At 74.8% G+C, this 20,789-nt stretch carries 18 protein-coding genes and 1 pseudogene; 12 read left to right on the forward strand and 7 right to left on the reverse strand.

Annotation, left to right across the window (positions count from 1 at the left end; translation table 11 throughout):
* The first annotated feature begins 9 nt into the window (after nt 1-9).
* The 3 genes from MODMU_RS09075 to MODMU_RS09085 are packed head-to-tail and all read left to right on the forward strand — an operon-like array spanning nt 10 to nt 1,490.
* A complete protein-coding gene (locus MODMU_RS09075) occupies nt 10-261 on the forward strand; it encodes a hypothetical protein (protein WP_014739924.1) in 252 nt (83 codons plus the stop codon).
* 14 nt (nt 262-275) lie between these two features.
* The gene (locus MODMU_RS09080) at nt 276-698 is read left to right on the forward strand and encodes a ChaB family protein (protein WP_014739925.1); all 423 of its coding nucleotides are present in this window, start codon (nt 276-278) and stop codon (nt 696-698) included.
* 18 nt (nt 699-716) lie between these two features.
* Nucleotides 717-1,490 carry a potassium channel family protein gene (locus tag MODMU_RS09085; protein WP_014739926.1) on the forward strand — a complete coding sequence of 258 codons (774 nt, stop codon included), beginning with the start codon at nt 717-719 and terminating at the stop codon, nt 1,488-1,490.
* On the opposite strand, the gene MODMU_RS09090 is transcribed toward MODMU_RS09085, so the two are convergent.
* Nucleotides 1,468-2,790, reverse strand: a complete 1,323-nt coding sequence (locus MODMU_RS09090) for a M24 family metallopeptidase (RefSeq protein ID WP_014739927.1) — start codon at nt 2,788-2,790, stop codon at nt 1,468-1,470. The two genes, MODMU_RS09085 and MODMU_RS09090, sit on opposite strands and share 23 nt — an antisense overlap.
* A 45-nt stretch (nt 2,791-2,835) precedes the next feature.
* The gene (locus MODMU_RS09095) at nt 2,836-3,951 is read right to left on the reverse strand and encodes a GGDEF domain-containing protein (RefSeq protein ID WP_014739928.1); all 1,116 of its coding nucleotides are present in this window, start codon (nt 3,949-3,951) and stop codon (nt 2,836-2,838) included.
* A gap of 228 nt (nt 3,952-4,179) precedes the next feature.
* Here MODMU_RS09095 and MODMU_RS09100 point away from each other — a divergent pair, with 228 nt between their 5' ends.
* Complete coding sequence (locus MODMU_RS09100) at nt 4,180-4,368, forward strand: hypothetical protein (RefSeq protein ID WP_014739929.1); 189 nt, start codon at nt 4,180-4,182, stop codon at nt 4,366-4,368.
* An 88-nt stretch (nt 4,369-4,456) separates the two neighbouring features.
* Nucleotides 4,457-5,152, forward strand: a complete 696-nt coding sequence (npdG, locus tag MODMU_RS09105; protein WP_041795124.1) for an NADPH-dependent F420 reductase — start codon at nt 4,457-4,459, stop codon at nt 5,150-5,152.
* Between the two features lie 133 nt (nt 5,153-5,285).
* On the opposite strand, the gene panB is transcribed toward npdG, so the two are convergent.
* Together panB and MODMU_RS09115 are read right to left on the reverse strand one after the other, a co-directional pair.
* Nucleotides 5,286-6,116, reverse strand: a complete 831-nt coding sequence (panB, locus tag MODMU_RS09110) for a 3-methyl-2-oxobutanoate hydroxymethyltransferase (protein WP_014739931.1) — start codon at nt 6,114-6,116, stop codon at nt 5,286-5,288.
* A complete protein-coding gene (locus tag MODMU_RS09115) occupies nt 6,113-7,945 on the reverse strand; it encodes an NAD+ synthase (protein WP_014739932.1) in 1,833 nt (610 codons plus the stop codon). Before MODMU_RS09115 ends, panB begins: the two co-directional genes overlap by 4 nt.
* 131 nt (nt 7,946-8,076) lie before the next feature.
* Between MODMU_RS09115 and MODMU_RS09120 the strand changes: the two genes are divergently transcribed.
* Nucleotides 8,077-9,276 carry a L,D-transpeptidase gene (locus MODMU_RS09120; protein ID WP_014739933.1) on the forward strand — a complete coding sequence of 400 codons (1,200 nt, stop codon included), beginning with the start codon at nt 8,077-8,079 and terminating at the stop codon, nt 9,274-9,276.
* A 61-nt stretch (nt 9,277-9,337) separates the two neighbouring features.
* Here MODMU_RS09120 and MODMU_RS09125 read toward each other — a convergent pair whose 3' ends face one another.
* Nucleotides 9,338-10,267: a slipin family protein gene (locus tag MODMU_RS09125; RefSeq protein WP_014739934.1), complete on the reverse strand. Its 930-nt coding sequence runs from the start codon at nt 10,265-10,267 to the stop codon at nt 9,338-9,340.
* A 149-nt stretch (nt 10,268-10,416) separates the two neighbouring features.
* Here MODMU_RS09125 and glnA point away from each other — a divergent pair, with 149 nt between their 5' ends.
* The 6 genes and pseudogenes from glnA to MODMU_RS09155 all read left to right on the forward strand — a co-directional run bounded on the left by glnA (nt 10,417) and on the right by MODMU_RS09155 (nt 18,030).
* Complete coding sequence (gene glnA, locus MODMU_RS09130) at nt 10,417-11,766, forward strand: type I glutamate--ammonia ligase (protein WP_231851821.1); 1,350 nt, start codon at nt 10,417-10,419, stop codon at nt 11,764-11,766.
* Nucleotides 11,767-11,975: 209 nt separating this feature from the next.
* Nucleotides 11,976-12,308 (forward strand): annotated as a pseudogene (locus MODMU_RS29415) (type 1 glutamine amidotransferase); the annotation flags it as partial.
* A gap of 262 nt (nt 12,309-12,570) precedes the next feature.
* A complete protein-coding gene (locus MODMU_RS09140; protein WP_014739937.1) occupies nt 12,571-15,684 on the forward strand; it encodes a bifunctional [glutamine synthetase] adenylyltransferase/[glutamine synthetase]-adenylyl-L-tyrosine phosphorylase in 3,114 nt (1,037 codons plus the stop codon).
* A gap of 3 nt (nt 15,685-15,687) precedes the next feature.
* The gene (locus MODMU_RS09145; protein WP_014739938.1) at nt 15,688-16,299 is read left to right on the forward strand and encodes an FMN-binding negative transcriptional regulator; all 612 of its coding nucleotides are present in this window, start codon (nt 15,688-15,690) and stop codon (nt 16,297-16,299) included.
* A 27-nt stretch (nt 16,300-16,326) separates the two neighbouring features.
* The gene (locus MODMU_RS09150; protein WP_014739939.1) at nt 16,327-16,650 is read left to right on the forward strand and encodes a CDGSH iron-sulfur domain-containing protein; all 324 of its coding nucleotides are present in this window, start codon (nt 16,327-16,329) and stop codon (nt 16,648-16,650) included.
* A gap of 108 nt (nt 16,651-16,758) precedes the next feature.
* A complete protein-coding gene (locus MODMU_RS09155; protein WP_014739940.1) occupies nt 16,759-18,030 on the forward strand; it encodes a choice-of-anchor I domain-containing protein in 1,272 nt (423 codons plus the stop codon).
* A 61-nt stretch (nt 18,031-18,091) separates the two neighbouring features.
* On the opposite strand, the gene MODMU_RS09160 is transcribed toward MODMU_RS09155, so the two are convergent.
* Nucleotides 18,092-19,111: an iron-containing redox enzyme family protein gene (locus tag MODMU_RS09160; RefSeq protein ID WP_014739941.1), complete on the reverse strand. Its 1,020-nt coding sequence runs from the start codon at nt 19,109-19,111 to the stop codon at nt 18,092-18,094.
* Between the two features lie 119 nt (nt 19,112-19,230).
* Entirely contained in the window at nt 19,231-20,787 is a 1,557-nt protein-coding gene (locus MODMU_RS29995) for a methyl-accepting chemotaxis protein (RefSeq protein WP_014739942.1), read from the reverse strand.
* Nucleotides 20,788-20,789 lie beyond the last annotated feature (2 nt).

Below are 20,789 nucleotides of genomic sequence, written 5' to 3' on the forward strand. Positions count from 1 at the left end.
GGGCAGGGCATGCCCAGCATGAAGGACCCGTCCCCCGAGGCGATCGCCAACGTCAGCGAGGAGAACGTCGAGACCCGCGCACACCTGCTCCCCGAGGAGCAGGCCGTGGAGGGCGATTCCGCCCCCACGAACGGCGGGCTCGACCCCAAGGTGCAGGCCGCGGTGATCCTCGCCGAGTCCGAGGAGCGCACCGTGCACGCCGACCCCGACGACGCGCAGGGGGCCCACCGGCAGTCGGCGGAGACCGCCGACCTGCCCTGAGCGGAGGAGTTCCCGTGCCCAAGACGACGAAGAGCGGCGACGCGCGGACCGACGAGATCCCGAGCACCCTGCAGCGCTCCGACGAGAAGGCGCAGCGCACGTTCGCGAAGGCGCACGACTCGGCAGCCGAGTCCTACGGCGACGAGCAGCGGGCCAACCAGGTGGCGTGGGCGGCGGTCAAGCACACCCACGAGAAGGTCGGCGACCACTGGGAGCCGAAGGACCACAAGGGCCCGAGCGACCCGCAGGCCGAGGGCGGCGCCGACACCGACCGCGAGACGTACGGCGGGGTGGACGCGAACGCCACCAAGGAGCACCTGATGGACCTCGCCCGGCGGCTGGACGTGCACGGCCGCTCGTCGATGACCAAGGACGAGCTCGTCGAGGCCGTCCGGAAGGCCAACGACAAGGAGACCGCTGCGGCCCGCCGGACGTGACCCGGCCAGACTGACGCGGTGAGCAAGGACGCCCTGCGCCGACGGTACGAGGAGCTCAGCCAGTGGCCGCTGGTCCTGCTGGCACTGCTGTTCGTGGCGTCCTACGCCTGGGGCGTGCTGCGCCCCGACCTGCCGCACCCGCTGCTGGTCACCCTGCGGGTGGTCACCGTGGTGGCCTGGCCGGTGTTCCTGGGCGACTACGTGCTGCGCCTGGCGCTGGCCGACCACCGGTGGCGGTTCGTGCGGCAGAACTGGGTCGACGGCCTGGCCGTGCTGCTGCCGCTGCTGCGCCCGCTGCGGGTCCTCAGCCTGGTCCGGGTCGCCCGGGTGCTCGACCGGCGGCTGACCACCAGCCTGCACGGCCGGGTCGCCGCCTACGTCACGCTGACCGCGTCCCTCGTCGTCTTCATGGCCTCGCTGGCCGTCTACGACGCCGAGCGCGGCGCGCCGGGCGCCTCGATCACCAGCTACGGCGACGCCGTCTGGTGGGCGCTGACGACCATCACCACCGTCGGCTACGGCGACGAGTACCCGGTCACCGGCGACGGCCGGCTGGTCGCGGTGCTGCTCATGGTCAGCGGCATCGCCCTGCTCGGCGTCGTCACCGCCGCCGTCGCGTCCTGGTTCGTCGGCCGGGTCGCCGAGGCCGCCCAGGCGCAGGACGACGCGGACGACGCCGCCCTGCTGGTCGAGGTGCGCGAGCTGGCCGACGAGGTGCGCCGGCTGCGCGCCGAGCTCGCCGACCGCGACGAGCTCGGCGCGCAGCCGCTCAGGACGACGGGATCAGGATGAACCCGGTCTGCCGCTGGTCGAGGTACTCCACACCGCGCCCGGTGAGTGCGATGCCCTGCTCGAGCCCCATCCGCACCAGCTGACCGCCCCACTCGGGCACCGGCACCCGCACGCACAGCTCCAGCGCCCACACCGTGTCGGTGCGCACCGGCGCCGAGCCCGCGCCCGGCACGCCGTCCTGCTGGTCCCACATGCCGATCGCCGGCCCGGCGCCGTGGCCGTGCACGCCCACCGGGTGGGAGTAGATGTCGCCGTCCAGGCCCTCGGCCGCGGCCGCGGCCCGGGCGGCGGCCAGCACCTCGTCCCCGGTGCACCCCGGCTGCAGGGCGGCGGTGGTGAGGTCCTGCATCCGGTTGCCGGCGGCCATCGCGGCCACCAGGCCGGCCGGGGCCCCAGTCTCCCCCGGGCGCAGCACGTACCCGTTGCGCTGGGTGTCGGTCATCAGGCCCAGGGTCGACAGCCCGACGTCGCAGTGGACCAGGTCGCCGGGCTCGATGACCGCGTCGAACGGGACGCTCGGCACGGGGGTGCCGCGCTCGTCGGCCAGCAGGGACCCGGCGCGCTGCAGGTCGACGGTCGGCTGGAACCAGCCGTCGACGCCGAGGTCGGCGAACCGCTGCCGGATCCACCAGGCGACGTCCAGGGCGGTGGTCTCCCCGACGGTGATGACCGCGGGGGAGTAGGCCTCGTCGATCACCTGGTGCACGAGGCGGTTCATCGCGTGCATCGCCGCGATCTCCTCGGGCAGCCGGGTCTCCAGCCAGCCGACGGCGAGCTGCTCGGCCGACACCAGCTTGTCCGCGTGCGGGCCCAGCGCCTGCACCAGCAGCCCGTGCTCGGTGTGCGACAGACCGTCGGCGTGCGCGAACACCGGGGAGGAGTCGACCCCGATGGTGCGCGGCGCGGCCTGGTCGACGAACCGGCGCAACGCGGCCCACTGCGACTGCTCGGCGGTCGTCCCGGGCGTCTCGTCGGGCTCCCAGGCGGGGAGGAACTGGCCGACCGGGTAGCGGGAGACGGCCGCGGCGGTGACGCCGTCGTCGCTGCGGTGGAAGAGCAGGACGGTGCGCCGCCGGGCCGACAGCCAGGTCGCCGGCAGCATCGTGGCCAGCACCGGGTCCTCGTTGTACTCGCGGCCCAGCACGATCCACAGGTCGATGCCGGCGCGGTCCATCAGCCCGGGCAGCACGTCGAGCAGGCGCTGGGTCAGCCAGCGGTCCCGGACGTCGGCCTGCGCACGCAGGGGCAGGGGCACGGTGCGGGTGGGATCCGGGAGGGTCCGGTCGACGGGAGCGGGCATGCGGGTAGGAGACCAGACCCGGACGACCGGCGCACCGCCGAGCGGTCAGGGCCGCCCGCTGGCCGCCCGCGGCGCGGGCTCGCCGGGGACCCGCGGCGCCGGGACGACGGCCGCGGTCGCCAGCGCCACCTGGTCCCGGCCGTCCTGCTTCGCCTGGTACATCGCCGCGTCGGCCCGGTCGATGAGCCGCCACAGGCCGTCCGCGGGGTCCTCGCCGTCGCCGGGGCGGGTGAGCGCCACCCCGATGGAGACGGTGACCCGGCGGTGCTCCTCCGAGCCGCTGGCCGCCACGGCCGACCGCAACCGCTCGGCCAGGTGCCGCGCCTCGCTGTGGTCGGCGACCAGCCCCAGCACGACCAGCTCCTCGCCGCCGGTGCGGGCCAGCACGTCGGCCGGGCGGACGGTCGCCGACAACGCGGCCGAGACGCAGCGGAGCACGTCGTCACCCGCGGCGTGGCCGAAGGCGTCGTTGAGCCGCTTGAAGTGGTCCAGGTCGAGCACCAGCGCGGCCACCCGCTGGCCGTCGCGTCGAGCCTGCTTCCAGATCCGCGGCGCGGACTCGACCAGGGAGCGGCGGTTCGCCAGCCCGGTGAGCGGGTCGGTGGAGGACAGCGCCACGGTGTGCACCAGCAGCCGCTGCACCCGGCGGCGGAGCAGGAAGACGACCAGGGTCATCAGGTCCAGGACGGCGGCGGCGACCGTCACCTGCAGGACCAGGCCCGCGGTGTCGGGGAAGCTCCGGCTCAGGGCGGCCCCGCAGGCGCCCACCACCAGGACCATGTGCAGGGCGAGCATCCTCGGTCCGAGGAACCAGGCGGCCGCGACGCAGCACAGCAGCAGCATCAGCGGTGAGGCGTAGCGCAACGGGTCCGTGACCGACTCGGCCAGGACGACGTAGACGAGGTCACCGGTGACGACGATGGCTGCCGTGGCGGCTGCGGTGACCCGCCGACGCACCAGGACGACCAGCCCCAGGGTCAGCAGCAGGACCATGGCGGCCACGTACACCGGCCGGGTGGGCCCGGCACGCACGGCCCCGTCGATGACGAGGTTCAGCAACCCCAGCACCGCCCCGACGCCCAGCAGTCCGGCCAGGCAGAAGGCGGCCAGCCGGTTCTCCGAGCCGACGTCCGGGAGTTCCGGGGCCCCGTCCCGGCGCACGTCGAGGACGTCGCGGACGGTTCTCCGGTGCCGCGTTCCCAGCCGTGGTCTCAGCCGTGTGTCCCCCGACATGGCAGCAGGATGCCCTACGCGCACCCTGTGCAGAACCCCATCGAGCACTCTTGTTTCCGGAACTCGTCCGGATCGTTCCCGGCCCGGGCGGCCGGGCACCCACCCGGAGCGGGGTGGGAGGCTGCAGGCCGGAGCAGTTCCCGAGAGGAGACGACGTTGGACGAGGGCCCCTTCTTCTTCTGTCTGAAGCACCACACCGTCGAGACCAGGGACGGCTGCGCCGAGCGCCACCGGCTCGGCCCCTTCGCCACCCGGTCGGAGGCCGAGCACGCGCTGGACAAGGTCGCCGAGCGCAACGAGCAGGCCGACGCCGAGGACCGCGCCTGGAACGAGGGCGACCGCTGAACCGACCGGGTCAGCCGCACCGGGCCCGCCGGGGCATGATCCTCGGCAGGGGCGACCGGCCGGGCCGCCCGCGGGGACGGGAGGGCTCGTGACGGACGGACGTGCGGTGGAGGACCTCGTCGTCGGCGTGCTCGGGGGCACCGGACCGCAGGGCCGCGGGCTGGCGGTCCGGCTGGCCGCGGCCGGCCAGCGGGTCCTGCTCGGTTCCCGGGACGCTCAGCGCGCGGAGGAGGTCGCCCAGGAGGTGGCCGGCCGGGCCGCGGCGGCCGCGGGTGGGGTCGAGGTGTCGGTGCGCGGCGGGTCCAACGTCGACGTCGCCGGCGCGGCCGACGTGGTGATCATCGCCGTCCCCTACGCCGGGCACGCCGAGACCCTGGCCGAGCTGGCCACGCCGCTGGCCGGCAAGGTCGTCGTCGACTGCGTGGTGCCGATGGGCTGGGACGAGCTGGGGGCCTACGTGCTCGACGTCCCCGAGGGCAGCGTCTGCCAGCAGGCGGCCGTGCTGCTGCCGGACAGCTCCGTCGTCGGCGGGTTCCACCACCTGTCCGCGGTGACGCTGGAGGACCTCTCCCAGCCGACCCTGGACGGCGACGTCATGGTCGTCGGCGACACCCGCGAGGCCACCGACCTGGTGCAGGCGCTGGCCGGGCGCCTGCCGGGCATGCGCGGGGTCTACGCCGGGCGGCTGCGCAACGCGCGGCAGGTCGAGGCGCTCACCATCAACCTCGTCTCGGTCAACCGCCGCTACAAGGCCCACGCCGGCATCCGCATCACCGACGTGTGACATGGCGACCCTGACGCGCCGCCCCGCGGCCAGGAGCCGTCCCGACCAGCGCTGAGCCGCTTCGTCCGTTCCCGGCGGGCAGCCTCCGGCCGCCGCACCGGGTACGGACAGCGACCTCACGGTCGCGACGTGCTCAGTCGAAGCTGTGTTCTCTGCCTGGGAATGAGCCGTCGCGGACCTCGGTGGCGTACTCCTGGGCCGCGCGCAGCAGCTCGCCTCGGAGGTCGGCGTACTTCTTCACGAACTTCGGCACCCGGCCGCCGTTGAGCCCGGCCATGTCCGGCCAGACCAGCACCTGGGCGTCGCAGTCGGCGCCGGCGCCGATGCCGATCGTCGGGATGGCCAGCTCCTTCGTCACCTGACCGGCGATCCCGGCGGGCACCATCTCCAGCACCACGGCGAAGGCGCCGGCGTCCTGGGCGGCGTGGGCGTCGGCCAGCAGCTGCTCGGCGCCGGCCCCGCGGCCCTGCACCCGGAACCCGCCCAGCGCGTGCTCGCTCTGCGGGGTGAAGCCGATGTGCGCCATCACCGGGATGCCGGAGGACACGAGCAGCTCGATCTGCGGCGCGACCCGCACCCCGCCCTCGAGCTTGACCGCCTGCGCGCCGCCCTCCTTCATCATCCGCACCGCGGTGTCGAAGGCCTGCTGCGGGCCGGACTCGTAGCTGCCGAAGGGCAGGTCGGCGACGATCAGCGACCGCGAGGTCGACCGGGTGACCGCCTTGGTCAGCAGCAGCATGTCCTCGACCGTCACCGGCACCGTCGAGGTGTGGCCGAGGACGACGTTGCCGGCCGAGTCGCCCACCAGCATCACCGGGATGCCGGCCTCCTCGAACACGGCTGCGGCGTAGGTGTCGTAGGCGGTGAGCATCGCCCACCGCTCGCCGCGCTCCTTGGCCTGCTGCAGGTGGTGCACCCGCACCCGGGCGGTGGAACTCCCGCCGTAGAGCACCGACTCGGTCACTGCGCTGCTCCTTCGCGGACGCTGGGCAGGCTCTCCCGCCAGCGGTTGGTGACCGGCAGCCGCCGGTCCCGGCCGAACGCCTTCAGCGAGATCTTGGTGCCGGGCGCGGACTGGCGGCGCTTGAACTCGGCGATGTCGACCAGCCGGAGCACCCGGGCCACGACCTCCGGGTCGTGACCGCGCTCGAGCAGCTCGGCCATCCCGAGGTCGCGGTCGACGTAGTCGGTGATGACCGCGTCCAGCTCCTCGTAGCAGGGCAGCGAGTCGCTGTCCTGCTGCCCGGGCGCCAGCTCCGCCGACGGCGGCTTGTCGATCGAGTTCTGCGGGATCGGCTCCACCTCGCCGCGGTCGCGGGCGTACCCGTTGCGCCAGCGGGCCAGGTCCCAGACCAGCGTCTTGAGCACGTCCTTGATCGGGGCGAACCCGCCGGCCGCGTCGCCGTAGAGGGTCGAGTAGCCGACCGCGACCTCGCTCTTGTTGCTGGTGGCCAGCAGCAGGTGCCCGTGCTGGTTGGACAGCCCCATCAGCAGCGTGCCGCGCACCCGGGCCTGCAGGTTCTCGGCGGCCACCCCGGACAGCTCCACCGACTTCTCGTACGCCTCGACCATCGGCGCGATCGGGACGACGGAGTAGTGCATGCCCAGCCGCTGCGCGGAGTCCGCCGCGTCGGACAGCGAGTGCTCGCTGGACCACCGCGACGGCAGCCCGACGCCGACCACCCGGTCCGGGCCGAGCGCGTCGACGGCGAGCGCGGCCACCAGCGCGGAGTCGATGCCGCCGGACATGCCGAGCACGACCGAGGGCATGCCGTTCTTGTCGATGAAGTCCCGCAGGCCCAGCACCAGCGCCCGCCAGACCTCCTCGAGGTCGCTCAGCGGCTCGGCGACGGTGCCCGGCCGGGGCTCGAACGGCGCGACCGGGGCGTCGGAGACCAGGTGGCGGGTCACGGTCATCGGGCCGATCCGGCCCTCCCGCCGGTCGGTGACCGCGGCGACGTCCAGCGCCAGGTCGACGGTGAGCAGGTGCTCCACGAACTGCGGTGCCCGGGCCAGCAGCTCCCCGTCGGCGCCGACCACGAGCGAGTCGCCGTCGAAGACCAGCTCGTCCTGGCCGCCCACCTGGTTGCAGTAGACGACCGGCGCGTGCGCCTCGGCCGCCCGGCGGCGCACCAGCGGGAGCCGGCTGTCGTCCTTGGCGCGCTCGTAGGGGGAGGCGTTGGGGGAGACGACCAGGTCCACCCCGGCCTCGCCGGCGCACCCGCACGGGCCGCCCTCGACCCACAGGTCCTCGCAGATGGTCAGCGCAATGTCGACGCCGTGCAGCCGGACGATCGGCAGCTCGGTGCCGGGCACGAAGTAGCGGGCCTCGTCGAAGACGCCGTAGTTGGGCAGGTGGCGCTTGTAGTAGCGGGCCACCACCTCGCCGCCGTGCAGCAGCGCGGCGGCGTTGCGCGGTGCGCCCCGGCGCGGGTTGGCGTCGCCGGGGGTGTCGTCGGCGTCGGTGGGCGCGCGGTCCACCGGGGCCGGCCCGCTGCCCTCGGTGTGCGCGAGGTAGCCGACGACCACCGCGGTCTCCCCGAGACCCTCGGCGGCCAGCCGCGCCGCGAGGTCGACCAGCGCGACCTCGCTGGCCCGGGCGAAGGACTCCCGCAGCACGAGGTCCTCGGCCGGGTAGCCGGTGAGCGTCATCTCCGGGAAGACGACGAGGGAGGCGTCCTCCCCGGCGGCCCTCCGGGTCCACTCGACGACGAGGTCCGCGTTGCCTGCCAGGTCGCCGACCCGGGTGTCGACCTGGGCGAGCGCGACGCGCAGCTGTACCGGTGCAGTCACCCCTCCAGTCTGGTCGTCCGTCGCTCGGCGCGGCCATCCAGGGCACCCGGCGGGACGGTGGCGACCGTCACAGCGGGCGCCGGACCTGCCGATACGGTCGATGTCGTCCGCCTCAGCTCCCGGGGAGCGTCTTGTCCGGATCCCGCGCCACCGCCGTCCTCACGGCGCTGCTGGTGCTCGCCCTGCCCGGCTGCCGCGCCGCTGCGGCCGACCCCGTGCAGGCCGCACCGGCGGGGACGACGAGCGCGCAGCCGGCGCCGGCCCCGGCCGAGCCGGTGGTGATCAGCACCGACCCGCCGCTGGGCGCCGTGGACGTCGACCCGGTGACCCCGCTGCGCGTCAACGCCGGCCACGGGGAGCTCACCGCGGTCACGGTCACCGACGAGGACGGCGTCGTCCTGCCCGGCGGCCTCGACGCCGACGGCACGACGTGGACCGCCGCGGCCGACCTCGGCTACGACACCAGCTACACCGTCACGGCCTCCGCCGTCGGCGCCGGCACGCCCGCGCAGGCGACCGGCACGATCAGCACCGTGCGCCCGCGCACGCTCACCCTGCCCACGGTGTACCCCGAGGGCGGCTCGGTGGGGGTCGGCCAGCCGATCTCGGTGACCTTCGACGAGGACGTGACCGACCGGGCGGCCGTCGAGCGGCAGTTGCGGGTCACCAGCACGCCGGCGGTCACCGGCTCGTGGTCGTGGCTGTCGGACCGGACCGTGCACTACCGGCCCGAGCAGTACTGGCCGGCGCACACCCACGTCGCGGTGGACGTCGACGTCTACGGCCTGGACGTCGGCGACGGCGTGCACGGCCAGCAGAGCGAGCACGTCGAGTTCGACGTCGGGCCGGAGAAGGTCGCCGTGGTCGACGCCGCGGAGCTGCAGCTGCGGCTCTACGTCGACGACCAGCTGGTGCGGACGATGCCCACGTCGCTGGGCAACCGGGCCAACCAGACCCCCACCGGCACCTACGTGGTGATGGGGCAGTCGCGGCACTACACGATGGACTCGTCCACCTACGGCGTCCAGATCGACGCCCCGGGCGGCTACCGCACCGACGTCGAGTACGCCTCCCGGCTGTCCAACTCGGGCATCTTCGTGCACGCGGCGCCCTGGTCGGTCCGCGACCAGGGCCGGCGCAACGTCTCGCACGGCTGCCTGAACGTCTCCACCGCCGACGCCGGCTGGTTCTACGAGAACTTCGGCCGCGGCGACGTGGTCGAGGTCGCCGGCGCCGGCCCGGCGCTGCAGGTGTGGGACGGCTTCGGCGACTGGAACGCCAGCTGGGCCGACTGGCAGGCAGGGTCCGCGCTGGCCACCCCCGCCGCCTGACCCGGCACCGGCGGCCCGTCCCCGCGCCTGACGGGCACGGCCGGGACGGCGTCCGAGAGGGTCAGCGTCCGGTGGCCACCGTCGTGCCGGCCTGCGCGTCCAGGAAGCCGGTACCCGGCTGCGGGACGCTCCCGGCACGGTGTGCCGGGGCCTCCGCCGGAGTGGACCGCTCGAGGAAGCGGAGGAGCTCGACCGGGAAGGGCAGCACCAGCGTCGAGTTCTTCTCCGCGGCCACCTCGACCACCGTCTGCAGCAGGCGCAGCTGCAGGGCGGCCGGCTGCGCCGTCATCACCGCGGCGGCCTGCGCCAGCTTCTCCGACGCCTGCAGCTCGCCCTCCGCGGTGATCACCCGCGAGCGCCTCTCCCGCTCGGCCTCGGCCTGCCGGGACATCGACCGCTTCATCGACTCGGGCAGGGCGACGTCCTTGATGTCCACCCGGTCGATGTGCACGCCCCAGTCGAGGGCCGGGTTGTCGATCATGAGCTCCAGCCCCTGGTTGAGCCGCTCGCGGTTGGAGAGCAGGTCGTCGAGGTCGCTCTTGCCGATGATCGACCGCAGCGAGGCCTGGGCCACCTGCGCGATCGCGGCCTCGTAGTTCTGCACGTCGACGACCACCCGCATCGGGTCGAACACCCGGAAGTACACGACGGCGTCCACCTTGACCGTGACGTTGTCCCGGGTGATGCCCTCCTGGGCGGGGACCGGCATGGTGACGATCTGCATGCTCACCTTGTGCAGCCGGTCGGCGACCGGGGCGATCAGCGTCAGGCCCGGCCCACGGGGTTCGCCCCGGACCCTGCCGAACCGCAGGACGATGCCCCGCTCGAACTGGCTGATCACCCGGACGCTCGCGCCGACGAGCGCGAGCAGCGCCAGGACCACGACCGCGAGGACCACCAGCACGACGTCCATCTCGCCCTCCGCCAGCGGGGCGGACAGCCGGACGGGCAGGTAGCGCCCGTTGCGCCGCCCTCGTGATGGCTCGCACATCATAGGTCCCCAGCAGGGTGTCGAGCGGCGGTCGTCTGCCAGGGGCAGGGGAGTGCACGACGTCGGCGACACGCCCCCGATCCACCTGCCGTCCACCTGCACCAGGCAGGGTGGGGGGCGTAACACCGCCGACACGCCCGGAGACGACGATGGCCAGCATGGACCGCCAGCAGGAGTTCGTCCTGCGCACCCTGGAGGAGCGCGACATCCGCTTCGTGCGGCTGTGGTTCACCGACGTCTCGGGCTACCTGAAGGCCGTCGCGGTGGCCCCGGCCGAGATCGAGGCCGCCTTCGCGGAGGGCATCGGCTTCGACGGCTCGGCGATCGAGGGCTTCGCCCGCGTCTACGAGTCCGACATGCTCGCCAAGCCCGACCCCGGCACCTTCCAGGTCATGCCGGCCTCGCGCGGGCAGGCCAGCGACACCGCGCGGATGTTCTGCGACATCACGCTGCCCGACGGCTCGCCGGCCTGGGCCGACCCGCGGCACGTGCTGCGCCGCGCGCTGGCCAAGGCCGCCGACATGGGCTTCACCTTCTACACCCACCCCGAGATCGAGTTCTTCCTGCTCAAGGACCTGCCCAGCGACGGCAGCCCGCCCGAGCCGGCGGACACCGGGGGCTACTTCGACCTGTCCACGCACAACGTGGCCCACGACTTCCGCCGGGAGGCGGTCTTCGCGCTCGAGGCGATGGGCATCTCGGTGGAGTTCAGCCACCACGAGGTCGCGCCCGGCCAGCAGGAGATCGACCTGCGCTACGCCGACGCCCTGTCGATGGCGGACAACATCATGACGCTGCGGCACGTCGTCCGGGAGGTCGCGCTCGCCCAGGGCGTGCACGCCACGTTCATGCCCAAGCCGTTCACCGAGCTGGCCGGCTCGGCGATGCACACCCACCTGTCGCTGTTCGAGGGCGACCGCAACGCCTTCCACGACCCCGCGGACCCGATGCGGCTGTCCACGACCGGCAAGCAGTTCATCGCCGGCCTGCTCACCCACGCCCGCGAGGTCACCGCGGTCACCAACCAGACCGTCAACTCCTACCGGCGGCTGCTGGCCGGCACGGAGGCGCCGACCGCGGCGACCTGGGGCCGGGCCAACCGCTCGGCGCTGGTCCGGCTGCCCTCGTACAAGCCGAACAAGGGCAACTCCGCGCGGGTCGAGGTCCGCTCGCCGGACTCGGCGTGCAACCCCTACCTCACCTTCGCGGTGCTGCTCTCCGCTGGGCTGCGCGGCATCGAGAAGGGCTACGAGCTCCCGCCGGAGGCCGAGGACGACGTCTGGTCGCTCACCGACACCGAGCGGCGGGCCGCCGGCTACCAGGACCTGCCGGTGTCGCTGGGCGAGGCGCTGACCGCGATGCAGGGCAGCGAGCTGGTCGCCGAGACCCTCGGCGAGCACGTGTTCGACTTCTTCCTGCGCAACAAGTGGGAGGAGTTCAACTCCTACCGGCAGAACGTGACCCCGTTCGAGCTCAAGCGCTACCTCCCGGGCCTGTAGCCCCCTGGCTCTCGGTACCGAAAGCCAGGGGCCGGCGCGCGGATAGGGTGGTTCGCGTGGCCCGTCTGCTCGTCGTCGTCCCGTCCGACACCGACCCGCCCACCCGTCTCGGCGAGTGGCTGACCGACGCCGGGCTGGAGCTCGACGAGCGGCGGGTGTCCAGCGGTGAGCCGCTGCCGGCGGACCTGACCGGTGTCGACGGGCTGCTCGTGCTGGGCGGTCCGCAGTCCTCGACCGACCCCGAGGACGTCGCCCCGGAGCTGGTCGGGGTGCGGCACCTGCTGGCCCAGGCGGTGGCCGCCGACGTCCCGACGCTGGCGGTCTGCCTGGGCGCCCAGCTGCTGGCCCAGGTCGCCGGCGGCGGCACCCGGGTCGGCGCGGACGGCCCGGAGGTCGGCGCCACCCTGGTGGCCAAGCGGGACGCCGCGGACGCCGACCCGCTGTTCGGCCCGCTGCCGCTCTCGCCCGACGTGCTCGAGTGGCACCACGACGAGATCGACCGGCTCCCGCCCGGCGCGACGCTGCTGGCCAGCAACCCGCGCTACCAGAACCAGGCCTACCGGGTCGGCGAGCACGTCTACGGGCTGCAGTTCCACATCGAGCCCGACGAGCCGCTGATCCGGCAGTGGGCCGAGTCCGACGCCGTCGGGGTGGCCGCCAGCGGCCTGGACGTCGACACCATCTGCGCCCGGGCGGCTGCCGTCCAGCCCGACCTGGCCGAGGTCTGGGCTCCGTTCGCCGGCCGGTTCGCCGAGCTGGTGCGGGCCGGGCCGGCCGGCGGAGCGACGCGACCCGCGGCGCCCGATGGCGATTGCGCCCGGCCCGGCCACCGACGACGAGGTCCCGCGCCGGGCCGTCGTCCGGCTGGTCCGCTTCGGCTTCGAGGACGGCGCCCGGGCCGCCCGGCTGCTGGCCGACCCCACGCTCGGTCTCTGGGACCTCGAGCGCAACGAGCCGGCCGACCCCGAGGCCGGGCCGGTGGTGTCCGCGCTGGCCCGCACCGGCGACCCGGACCTCGCGCTCCGCTCGCTGGCCCGGCTGGTCGAGGCGCTGGACGCCACCGACCCCGCCCGCGAGCTGGCCGCCGGCCTGCTGGCCCGGCTGCGCGGCTCGGGCGCGCTGCGCTCCCGGCTGCTCGCCGTCCTCGGGGCGTCCGCCGGCCTCGCCGACCACCTGGCCGCCCACCCCGCCGACTGGGTGGTGCTGGACACCGACGAGCGCGGCGCGGGCCGGCCCAGCCCGCACGAGCTGGAGCAGCAGATGCTCTTCGCCGTCGGCGCGGACCCCGACGACCCGCCCTGGGGCGTGCGGCTGGGCACCGCCGCACCGGACCCCGACCCGGCGCGGGTCCGCGAGCTCAAGCACGCCTACCTGCGGGCGGTGCTGTCGGTGGCCGGCCGCGACCTCGGTGACGGGCTGCCCGCCGACGAGGTGGCCGCCGAGCTGGCCGACATCGCCGGCGCGGTGCTGACCGCGGGCCTGGCGCTCGCCGTCGCCGAGCAGCCCGCCGACGCCGCGGCCTGCCGGCTGGCGGTCGTCGCGCTGGGCAAGACCGGCGGCCGGGAGCTCAACTACGTCAGCGACGTCGACGTCGTCTTCGTCGCCGAGCCGGTGGACGCGGGGGACGACGACGCGGCCGCGCTGGCCAGCGCCACCCGGGTCGCCGGCTCGCTGATGCGGATCTGCGGGCAGGCCGCCTGGGAGGTCGACGCCGCGCTGCGCCCCGAGGGCAAGGCCGGCGTGCTGGTGCGCAGCCTGTCCGGGATGCGCGCCTACTACGAGAAGTGGGCGAGCACCTGGGAGTTCCAGGCGCTGCTCAAGATGCGCCCGGTGGCCGGGGACCCGGCCCTGGGCCGGGAGTACGTCGACGCGCTGTGGCCGATGGTGTGGAAGGCCGGCGACCGGACCGGCTTCGTCGGCGAGGTCCAGGCCATGCGCCGGCGGGTGGAGGCCAACATCCCCGCCGCCCAGGTCGACCGGGAGCTGAAGCTGGGCCGCGGCGGGCTGCGGGACGTCGAGTTCAGCGTCCAGCTGCTGCAGCTCGTGCACGGCCGCGCCGACGTCTCGCTGCGGGCCGGCGGCACCATCCCGGCGCTGATCGCCCTGGGGGCCGGTGGCTACATCAGCCGGGACGACGCCGCGACGCTGGTCGCCTCCTACCGCTTCCTGCGCACCGTGGAGCACCGGCTGCAGCTGCTGCGGCTGCGGCGCACCCACCTGCTGCCGGTCGCCGAGGACCAGCTGCGTTGGCTGGCCCGGTCGCTGGGCTACAAGCCCGACGACCGCGGTGACTCGGTCGCCGTGCTGCGCGCCGAGCTGGCCCTGCACACCCGGGTGGTACGCCGGCTGCACGAGAAGCTCTTCTACCGGCCGCTGCTGTCCTCTGTGGCCAAGGTCCCCGGCGAGCAGCTGGCGCTGGGGCCCAAGGCGGCCGGGCAGTGGCTGCGGGCGCTAGGGTTCGCCGACCCGGACGGCGCGCTGCGGCACATGACCGCACTCACCGGCGGGCTGAGCCGCTCGGCGTCGATGCAGCGCTACCTGCTGCCGGTGCTGCTGCAGACCTTCGCCGGGTGCGCCGACCCGGACGCCGGGCTGCTGGCCTACCGCCGGGTCAGCGAGGCCCTCGGCAAGGACCAGTGGTTCCTGCGGCTGCTGCGCGACGAGGGGCAGGCCGCCGAGCGGCTGGCCGTGCTGCTGGGCTCCAGCCAGTACGTCGCCGGGTTGCTGACCCGCACGCCCGAGGCGATGCGCATCCTGGCCGACGACGCGCAGCTCGAGCCGCGGGGCGTGGACGCGCTGACCTCGGCCTGGCGGCAGGCGGTGGCCCGCGCCGGGGACGCCCCGGCCGGCGTCCAGGTGCTCCGCTCGCTGCGCCGCCAGGAGCTGCTGCGGATCGCCTGCGCCGACCTGCTCGGCCGGCTCGACGTCCGCCAGGTCGGCCGGGCGCTGCACGACGTCGCGGTGGCCACCCTGCGGGCCGGGCTGGACGCCGCGGTGCGCAGCTGGGCCGCCGACGCGGGGGTGGCCGCGGCCGACGTCCCGGTCGACCTGGCGGTGATCGGGATGGGCCGGCTGGGCGGGGCCGAGATGGGCTACGGCTCGGACGCCGACGTGCTCTTCGTGCACCGGGCGCGGGCGGGCGCCGACGAGTCCCGCGCGGCGCCGGTGGCCAACGCCGTCGCCCACACGCTGCGCCGGCTGCTCGGCGAGCCGGCCCCGGACCCGGCCTTCGAGGTCGACGCCGACCTGCGCCCGGAGGGTCGGCAGGGCGCGCTGTCCCGCAGTCTGTCGGCCTTCGCCGAGTACTACCAGCGCTGGGTCTCCACCTGGGAGGTGCAGGCGCTGCTGCGCGCCGAGCCGGTGGCCGGGGACGAGCAGCTGGGCCGGGACTTCCTCGCCCTGGTCGACCCGCTCCGCTACCCGGCTGCCGGGCTGACCACCGACCAGGTCGCCGAGATCCGCCGGATCAAGGCGCGGGTCGACAGCGAGCGGCTGCCGCGCGGTGCCGACCCGGCCACCCACACCAAGCTCGGCCGCGGGGGGCTGGCCGACGTCGAGTGGACCGTCCAGCTGCTGCAGCTGCAGCACGCCGCCGGGCACCCGGACCTGCAGGTCACCCCCACGATCGAGGCGCTGGAGGCGCTCGGGACCGCCGGGCTGCTCGACGGCGAGCAGGTCACCGCGCTGCGGTCGGCCTGGGAGCTGGCCAGCCGGGCGCGCAACGCCGTCTTCCTGGTCCGCGGCCGCCCCGGTGACCAGCTGCCCCGGCAGGGCCTCGAGCTGAACGGCGTCGCCCGGGCCTGCGGCTACGGCCCGGACACCGACCCCGGCCAGTTCCTCGACGACTACCGGCGGATCACCCGGCACGCCCGCACGGTCGTCGAGCGGGTGTTCTACGGCCGGACCGAGGAGGACTGACCCGTGTACGTCCCCGCGCACTTCGCCGCCCCCGACGACGCCCTGGCCCAGCTGCTGGCCGCGCCGGGAGCCGTCGACCTGGTCAGCAGCACGCCGGCAGGGCTCACCGCCACCACGCTGCCGATGCTGCACGACCCGCAGGCGAACGCCCTGACCGGGCACCTCGCGCGCACGAACACCCAGTGGCGGGACACCGTGGGGGAGGTGCTGGTCATCGTCCGCGGGCCGGACGCCTACGTGTCGCCGTCCTGGTACGCCAGCAAGGCCGAGCACGGCCGGGTGGTGCCGACCTGGGACTACGTGCTGGCGCACGTGCACGGCGAGCTGGTGCTGCACGAGGACGCCGACTGGCTGGCCGACCACGTCACCCGGCTCACCGCGGCGCACGAGGCGGGCCGGGCCGAGCCGTGGGCGGTCACCGACGCGCCGGCCCGGTTCGTCGCCGGGCAGCTGCGGGCCATCGTCGGCGTCGAGGTGCGGATCAGCCGGGTCGAGGCCAAGTGGAAGCTGTCGCAGAACCGCCCGGCCGCCGACGTCGACGGCGTCGTCACCGGGCTCACCGCCGACCGCGAGACCGCCACCGCGGCCGCGGTGCAGGCGGCCCGCCGGAGCTGACCGGCCGCGGCGGGGGAGGATGGGAACGTGACCCCGGACCTCCCCGCCGACGACGTGACCGACGCGGTGGCGCGTGAACTGCCGCCGGCCGACGAGCCGACCGCCACCATCACGCCCTACCGGGACGGCCCGCTGATCGTCCGCGGTGACTTCCGGCTGGTCGACACCGAGGGCCAGGAGATCGACCCCGGCCGGAAGACGGTCGCGCTCTGCCGGTGCGGGAAGTCCGGCATCAAGCCGTTCTGCGACGGGACCCACAAGCGCGCCGGCTTCCACGCCGGCAGTGCCCCCTCCCGCCCCCGGCCCGCCGCCCAGCTCTTCGACGAGGCGCCTGCGCGGCGCCCGGGCTGACCCCACCCGCCCGCCGCAGGTCATGCCGCGTTGGCCGCCCGGCCACCTGCTGCTGGCCCGGCGGTCGGAGGGTGTCGGGGACCCCGTCCCCGACCCCCGAGGTGACCCGTGCCCCGTCGTCCGCTCCGCCCCGTCACCGCCGTCCTGTCCCTGGGCGCGCTCGCCCTGGTCGCCGCCGCCGGACCGGCCTCGGCCGCGCCGTCGCGGACCTTCCAGCCGCTGGCCACCGTCGCGGTCGACGGTGAGGTCGCCGAGATCCTCTCCGCCACGCCGGACGGTCGGACCGTGGTCTACACCGACTCCCAGCTCGGCCGCGTCGGCCTGGTCGACCTCGCCACCCCGTCCGCGCCGCGCCAGGTGGGCACCGTGGACGTCGGCGGCTCGCCGACGTCCGTGGCGGTCACGCCCAGCGGCCGCTACGCACTGGTCGCCGTCGACAGCACGACCGACCTGACCAGGCCCTCGGGGCACCTGGCGGTGGTCGACCTGGCCCGGCGGACCGTCGTCCGGACCATCGACCTGGGCGGCCAGCCCGACTCCGTCGACATCGGCCCCAGCGGTCGGTACGCCGCCGTGGCCGTGGAGGACCAGCGGGACGAGCTGCTCGTCGGTGGGGTCGAGGGCGGGCTGCCGCAGCTGCCCGCCGGGTTCCTGTCGGTCCTGGACCTGCGCGGTGCGGTGGCGGACTGGACGGCCGACCGGGTGGAGCTCACCGGGCTCCCCGGAGCCGCGTACGCAGCGGACCCGGAACCGGAGTTCGTCGACGTGGACCGGCGGGACGTCGCGGCCGTGACGCTCCAGGAGAACAACGCCGTCGCGCTGGTCGACCTCCGGGAGCAGCGCGTGGTCGGCTCCTTCTCGGCGGGGACCGTCACCCGGTCCGACGCGGACACCGCCGACGACGGCACGGTGACCTTCGACGACGAGCTGACCGCGCCGCGCGAGCCGGACGCCGTGCAGTGGACCGCCTCCGGCGACCTGCTCACCGCCGACGAGGGCGACCTGGCCGCCGAGCCGAGCGGTGGCCGGGGCTGGACCGTCTTCAGCACCGCCGGCGAGGTCCGCTGGACCAGCGGTGGGTCCGCCGAGCAGGCGCTGGCGGCGGCGGGGCGCTACCCCGACGGGCGCAGCGACGACAAGGGTGCGGAGTTCGAGGGGGCCGAGGTCGCCCGCGTGCACGGCACCGACTACGCGTTCATCGGCTCCGAGCGAGGTGACGCCGTGCTCGTCTACGACCTGGCGCGGGACACCGCACCGCGGCTGCTGCAGGTGCTGCCCACCGGGGACGCCCCGGAGGGGCTGCTGGCCATCGAGTCGCGCGGGCTCTTCCTGACCCGCAACGAGGACGACGGCACGCTGTCGGTGTTCGGGCTCCGCTGACCGGGTGCTCCCGTGCGCGCTGCCGCGTCCTCGCGGACCGGTGCGGCACGGGGGCTCCTCGTCAGGCGGCGACCGGCTCCTCGTCCGCGGTGCGGAGGCCGGACCGGCCGGCCTCCCAGGCGCCGAGCAGGTGGACGGCGGTCAGCCCGTCGAGGGCCAGCGAGCAGGCCGCGCCGAACAGGACGTCGGACAGCAGCGCCGGGCTCTCGGCGACCAGGGACCCGCACATGTCCACCGAGGCGATCTGCTCGTGGACGGCGTCGGCCTCGACGTGCTCGTCGTAGAAGACGGTGGTGGTGTCGCCGAACCCGAGCCGGCGCAGCCCCGAGGAGTAGCGGCGGCTGGGCTCGGAGGAGGTCATCTCGACCGCGGCCAGGTGCCCGAGGCAGGCGCCGCGCAGCGACCGGTGCAGACCGAACAGCGACATCGTGTTGACCGAGGTGAAGGCGACCGCCGGTGCGTCGTCCCACAGCGCGCCGTAGCCGGTGTCCAGCCCCAGGTCGCGCATCATCCCGGCGAACAGCTGGCTGTGCATGCGCTCGGGGGAGCCGCCGCCGTACTCGTCGGCCTGGATCTCGACCATCGCGGCCTTGGCCCGGCCGCCCAGCCGCGGGATCGCCCAGGTGTGCGGGTCGCCCTCCTTGAGGTGGTAGACCGACCGCAGCGCCAGGTACTCCCGCCACTGCTCGAGCGTGCCGTTCCGGGCCAGGTGGCGGGACAGCGACGGGCCGTCGTCGGCGGCGATGAGGGCGGCCAGCTGCTGGTCGACCGGGGCGTCGGTGGCCTCGACGTCGCCGACCAGGGCCCGGAGCGCGGCGGTGTGCCGCTGCTCCAGCAGGGCGCGCAGCCGCAGCAGCTCGGGGTCCCACTCCCAGCTGTCCGCGACGCCGTCGAAGCCCCGGTAGTGCAGCTCGTAGCAGATCGCCAGGCTCAGCTGCAGGTCGTCGTCGGTCAGCGGGTCGGTGGTGGCGGCGAGGAGCGCCTCGGCCGCGGCGACCGTGCCGGGGGAGATCGAGTCGCCGGCGGCGAGGTCGGTGCACAGTCCGGCGCTGAGCGGGCCCCGGGGCCTGGGAAGCTGCATGACCGCGATCATGCCCCGGAACGGGGCCTCCGGAACGTCCCCGGCCGGGTGACCTCGTGCGCCATCCCGTGGCGCACGACCGGACGCCGCCCCTCCCGTTCCGGCGGGGCGGCGCCCCGTCAGGCGCGCTCGAACGCGGAGGCCATCCGGGCCTGCTCCTCCAGCACCTCGCCCATCCGTGCCTGGACGGCGTCCAGCTGGCCGATGATCTCCCCGGTGGTGTGGATGCCGGAGGCCACCGCCTTGCTGCTGGCCTGGATGCCGGCGATCTGGTCCGACACCCGCTGGGTGGCCTTCGCCGTCTCCCGCGCCAGGTCCTTGACCTCGCTGGCGACCACCGCGAAGCCCTTGCCCAGCTCGCCGGCGCGGGCGGCCTCGATGGTGGCGTTGAGGGCCAGCAGGTTGGTCTGGTCGGCGATGCCGGAGATGATCCGGATGACCTCCCCGACCGCCGCCGACGCCTCGTCCAGTGCCTCGACCTCACCGGTCATCGTCGTGGCCTGCACGACCGCGGACTCCGCGACCCGGCCGGCGTCCCCGGCGGCCTCCCGCAGCCGGGACACGGTGTCCAGCAGCTCCCGGGCGTTGGCCGCCGACTCCTCGGTGCGGCGCAGCACGTCCAGCCGCTGGGACACCAGCTGCTGCACGTTGCGCAGCGCCGAGGCCCGGGACTCGGACAGCTCGATGGTCTCGGTGACGAAGAAGTCCATCGTGCCGATCACCTTCCCGCCGACGACGAGCGGGAAGCAGACGCCGGACCGGACCCCCGCGCGCTGGGCGGCGGGGGCGCGCACGCAGTCGGTCATCTCCCCGATGTCGCGGACGAAGAACAGGTCTCGGGCCCGCCACGCCCGCCCGGACAGGCCCACGCCCTCGGCGAAGGACGCGGCCAGGGTGACCGTGCGGAACTCCTCCCCGGCCGAGCCGGACTCCTGCTGGAACCGCAGCACCCCGGCCGCCTCGTCCAGCGCCCAGTAGGAGCCGTAGGCCCAGCCGAACGCCTCGCGCACCGTGTCCAGCGCCGTCCGCAGGGCGGTCTGCTGGGTGCCGGCCGCACCGACGCCGGCCACCACCGTGGTCACCGCCACCCGGTCGTCCAGCGTCTCCTGCAGCTGGGTGCGCTGCACCGCGGCCCGGCGGGCGTGGCTGAGCAGCCGGCCGAGGGAGTCCCACTTGCCCTTCCGGGCGCCGAAGAACGGCAGCTCGCCGGCGGTGAAGTACTCGTAGACCGCGGTCACCCGGCCGTCCTCGACCAACGGCAGGACGCAGCCGCTGGTCGCACCCGCCGCCAGCGCGCCGGTCCACCGCAGGCAGGCGCGGGCGTCGCTGCCCAGGTCGAGCACGACCGCCTTCCGGTTGCGGATGGCCTCGCCCCCGTACCCGTCGGCCGACGTCATCCGGGTCACCTGCCCACCGGCACCCGCGGCGACCGCGCCGGCCAACGGGCCGTACTGGCCGTGCAGGCGGAAGGAGCCGTCCGTGCCGGGCAGCCAGACCGCGCAGTAGCCGAGCTGGAGCTCGCGGACGAGCGTCTCGCTGATGACCAGGTGGCCGTGCGACTCGTTGGCGATGCCCCGGTCGAGCTGGTCGATGACCGCCTCGACGGCCTCGACGTCGCGGGGCATCTGTGCGGGCGTCAGGGTCTCCGCTGCCTGGCTGCTGCTGCGCCGCCTCATCC

The organism is Modestobacter italicus (genome assembly GCF_000306785.1).
Classification (GTDB): Bacteria; Actinomycetota; Actinomycetes; order Mycobacteriales; family Geodermatophilaceae; genus Modestobacter; species Modestobacter italicus.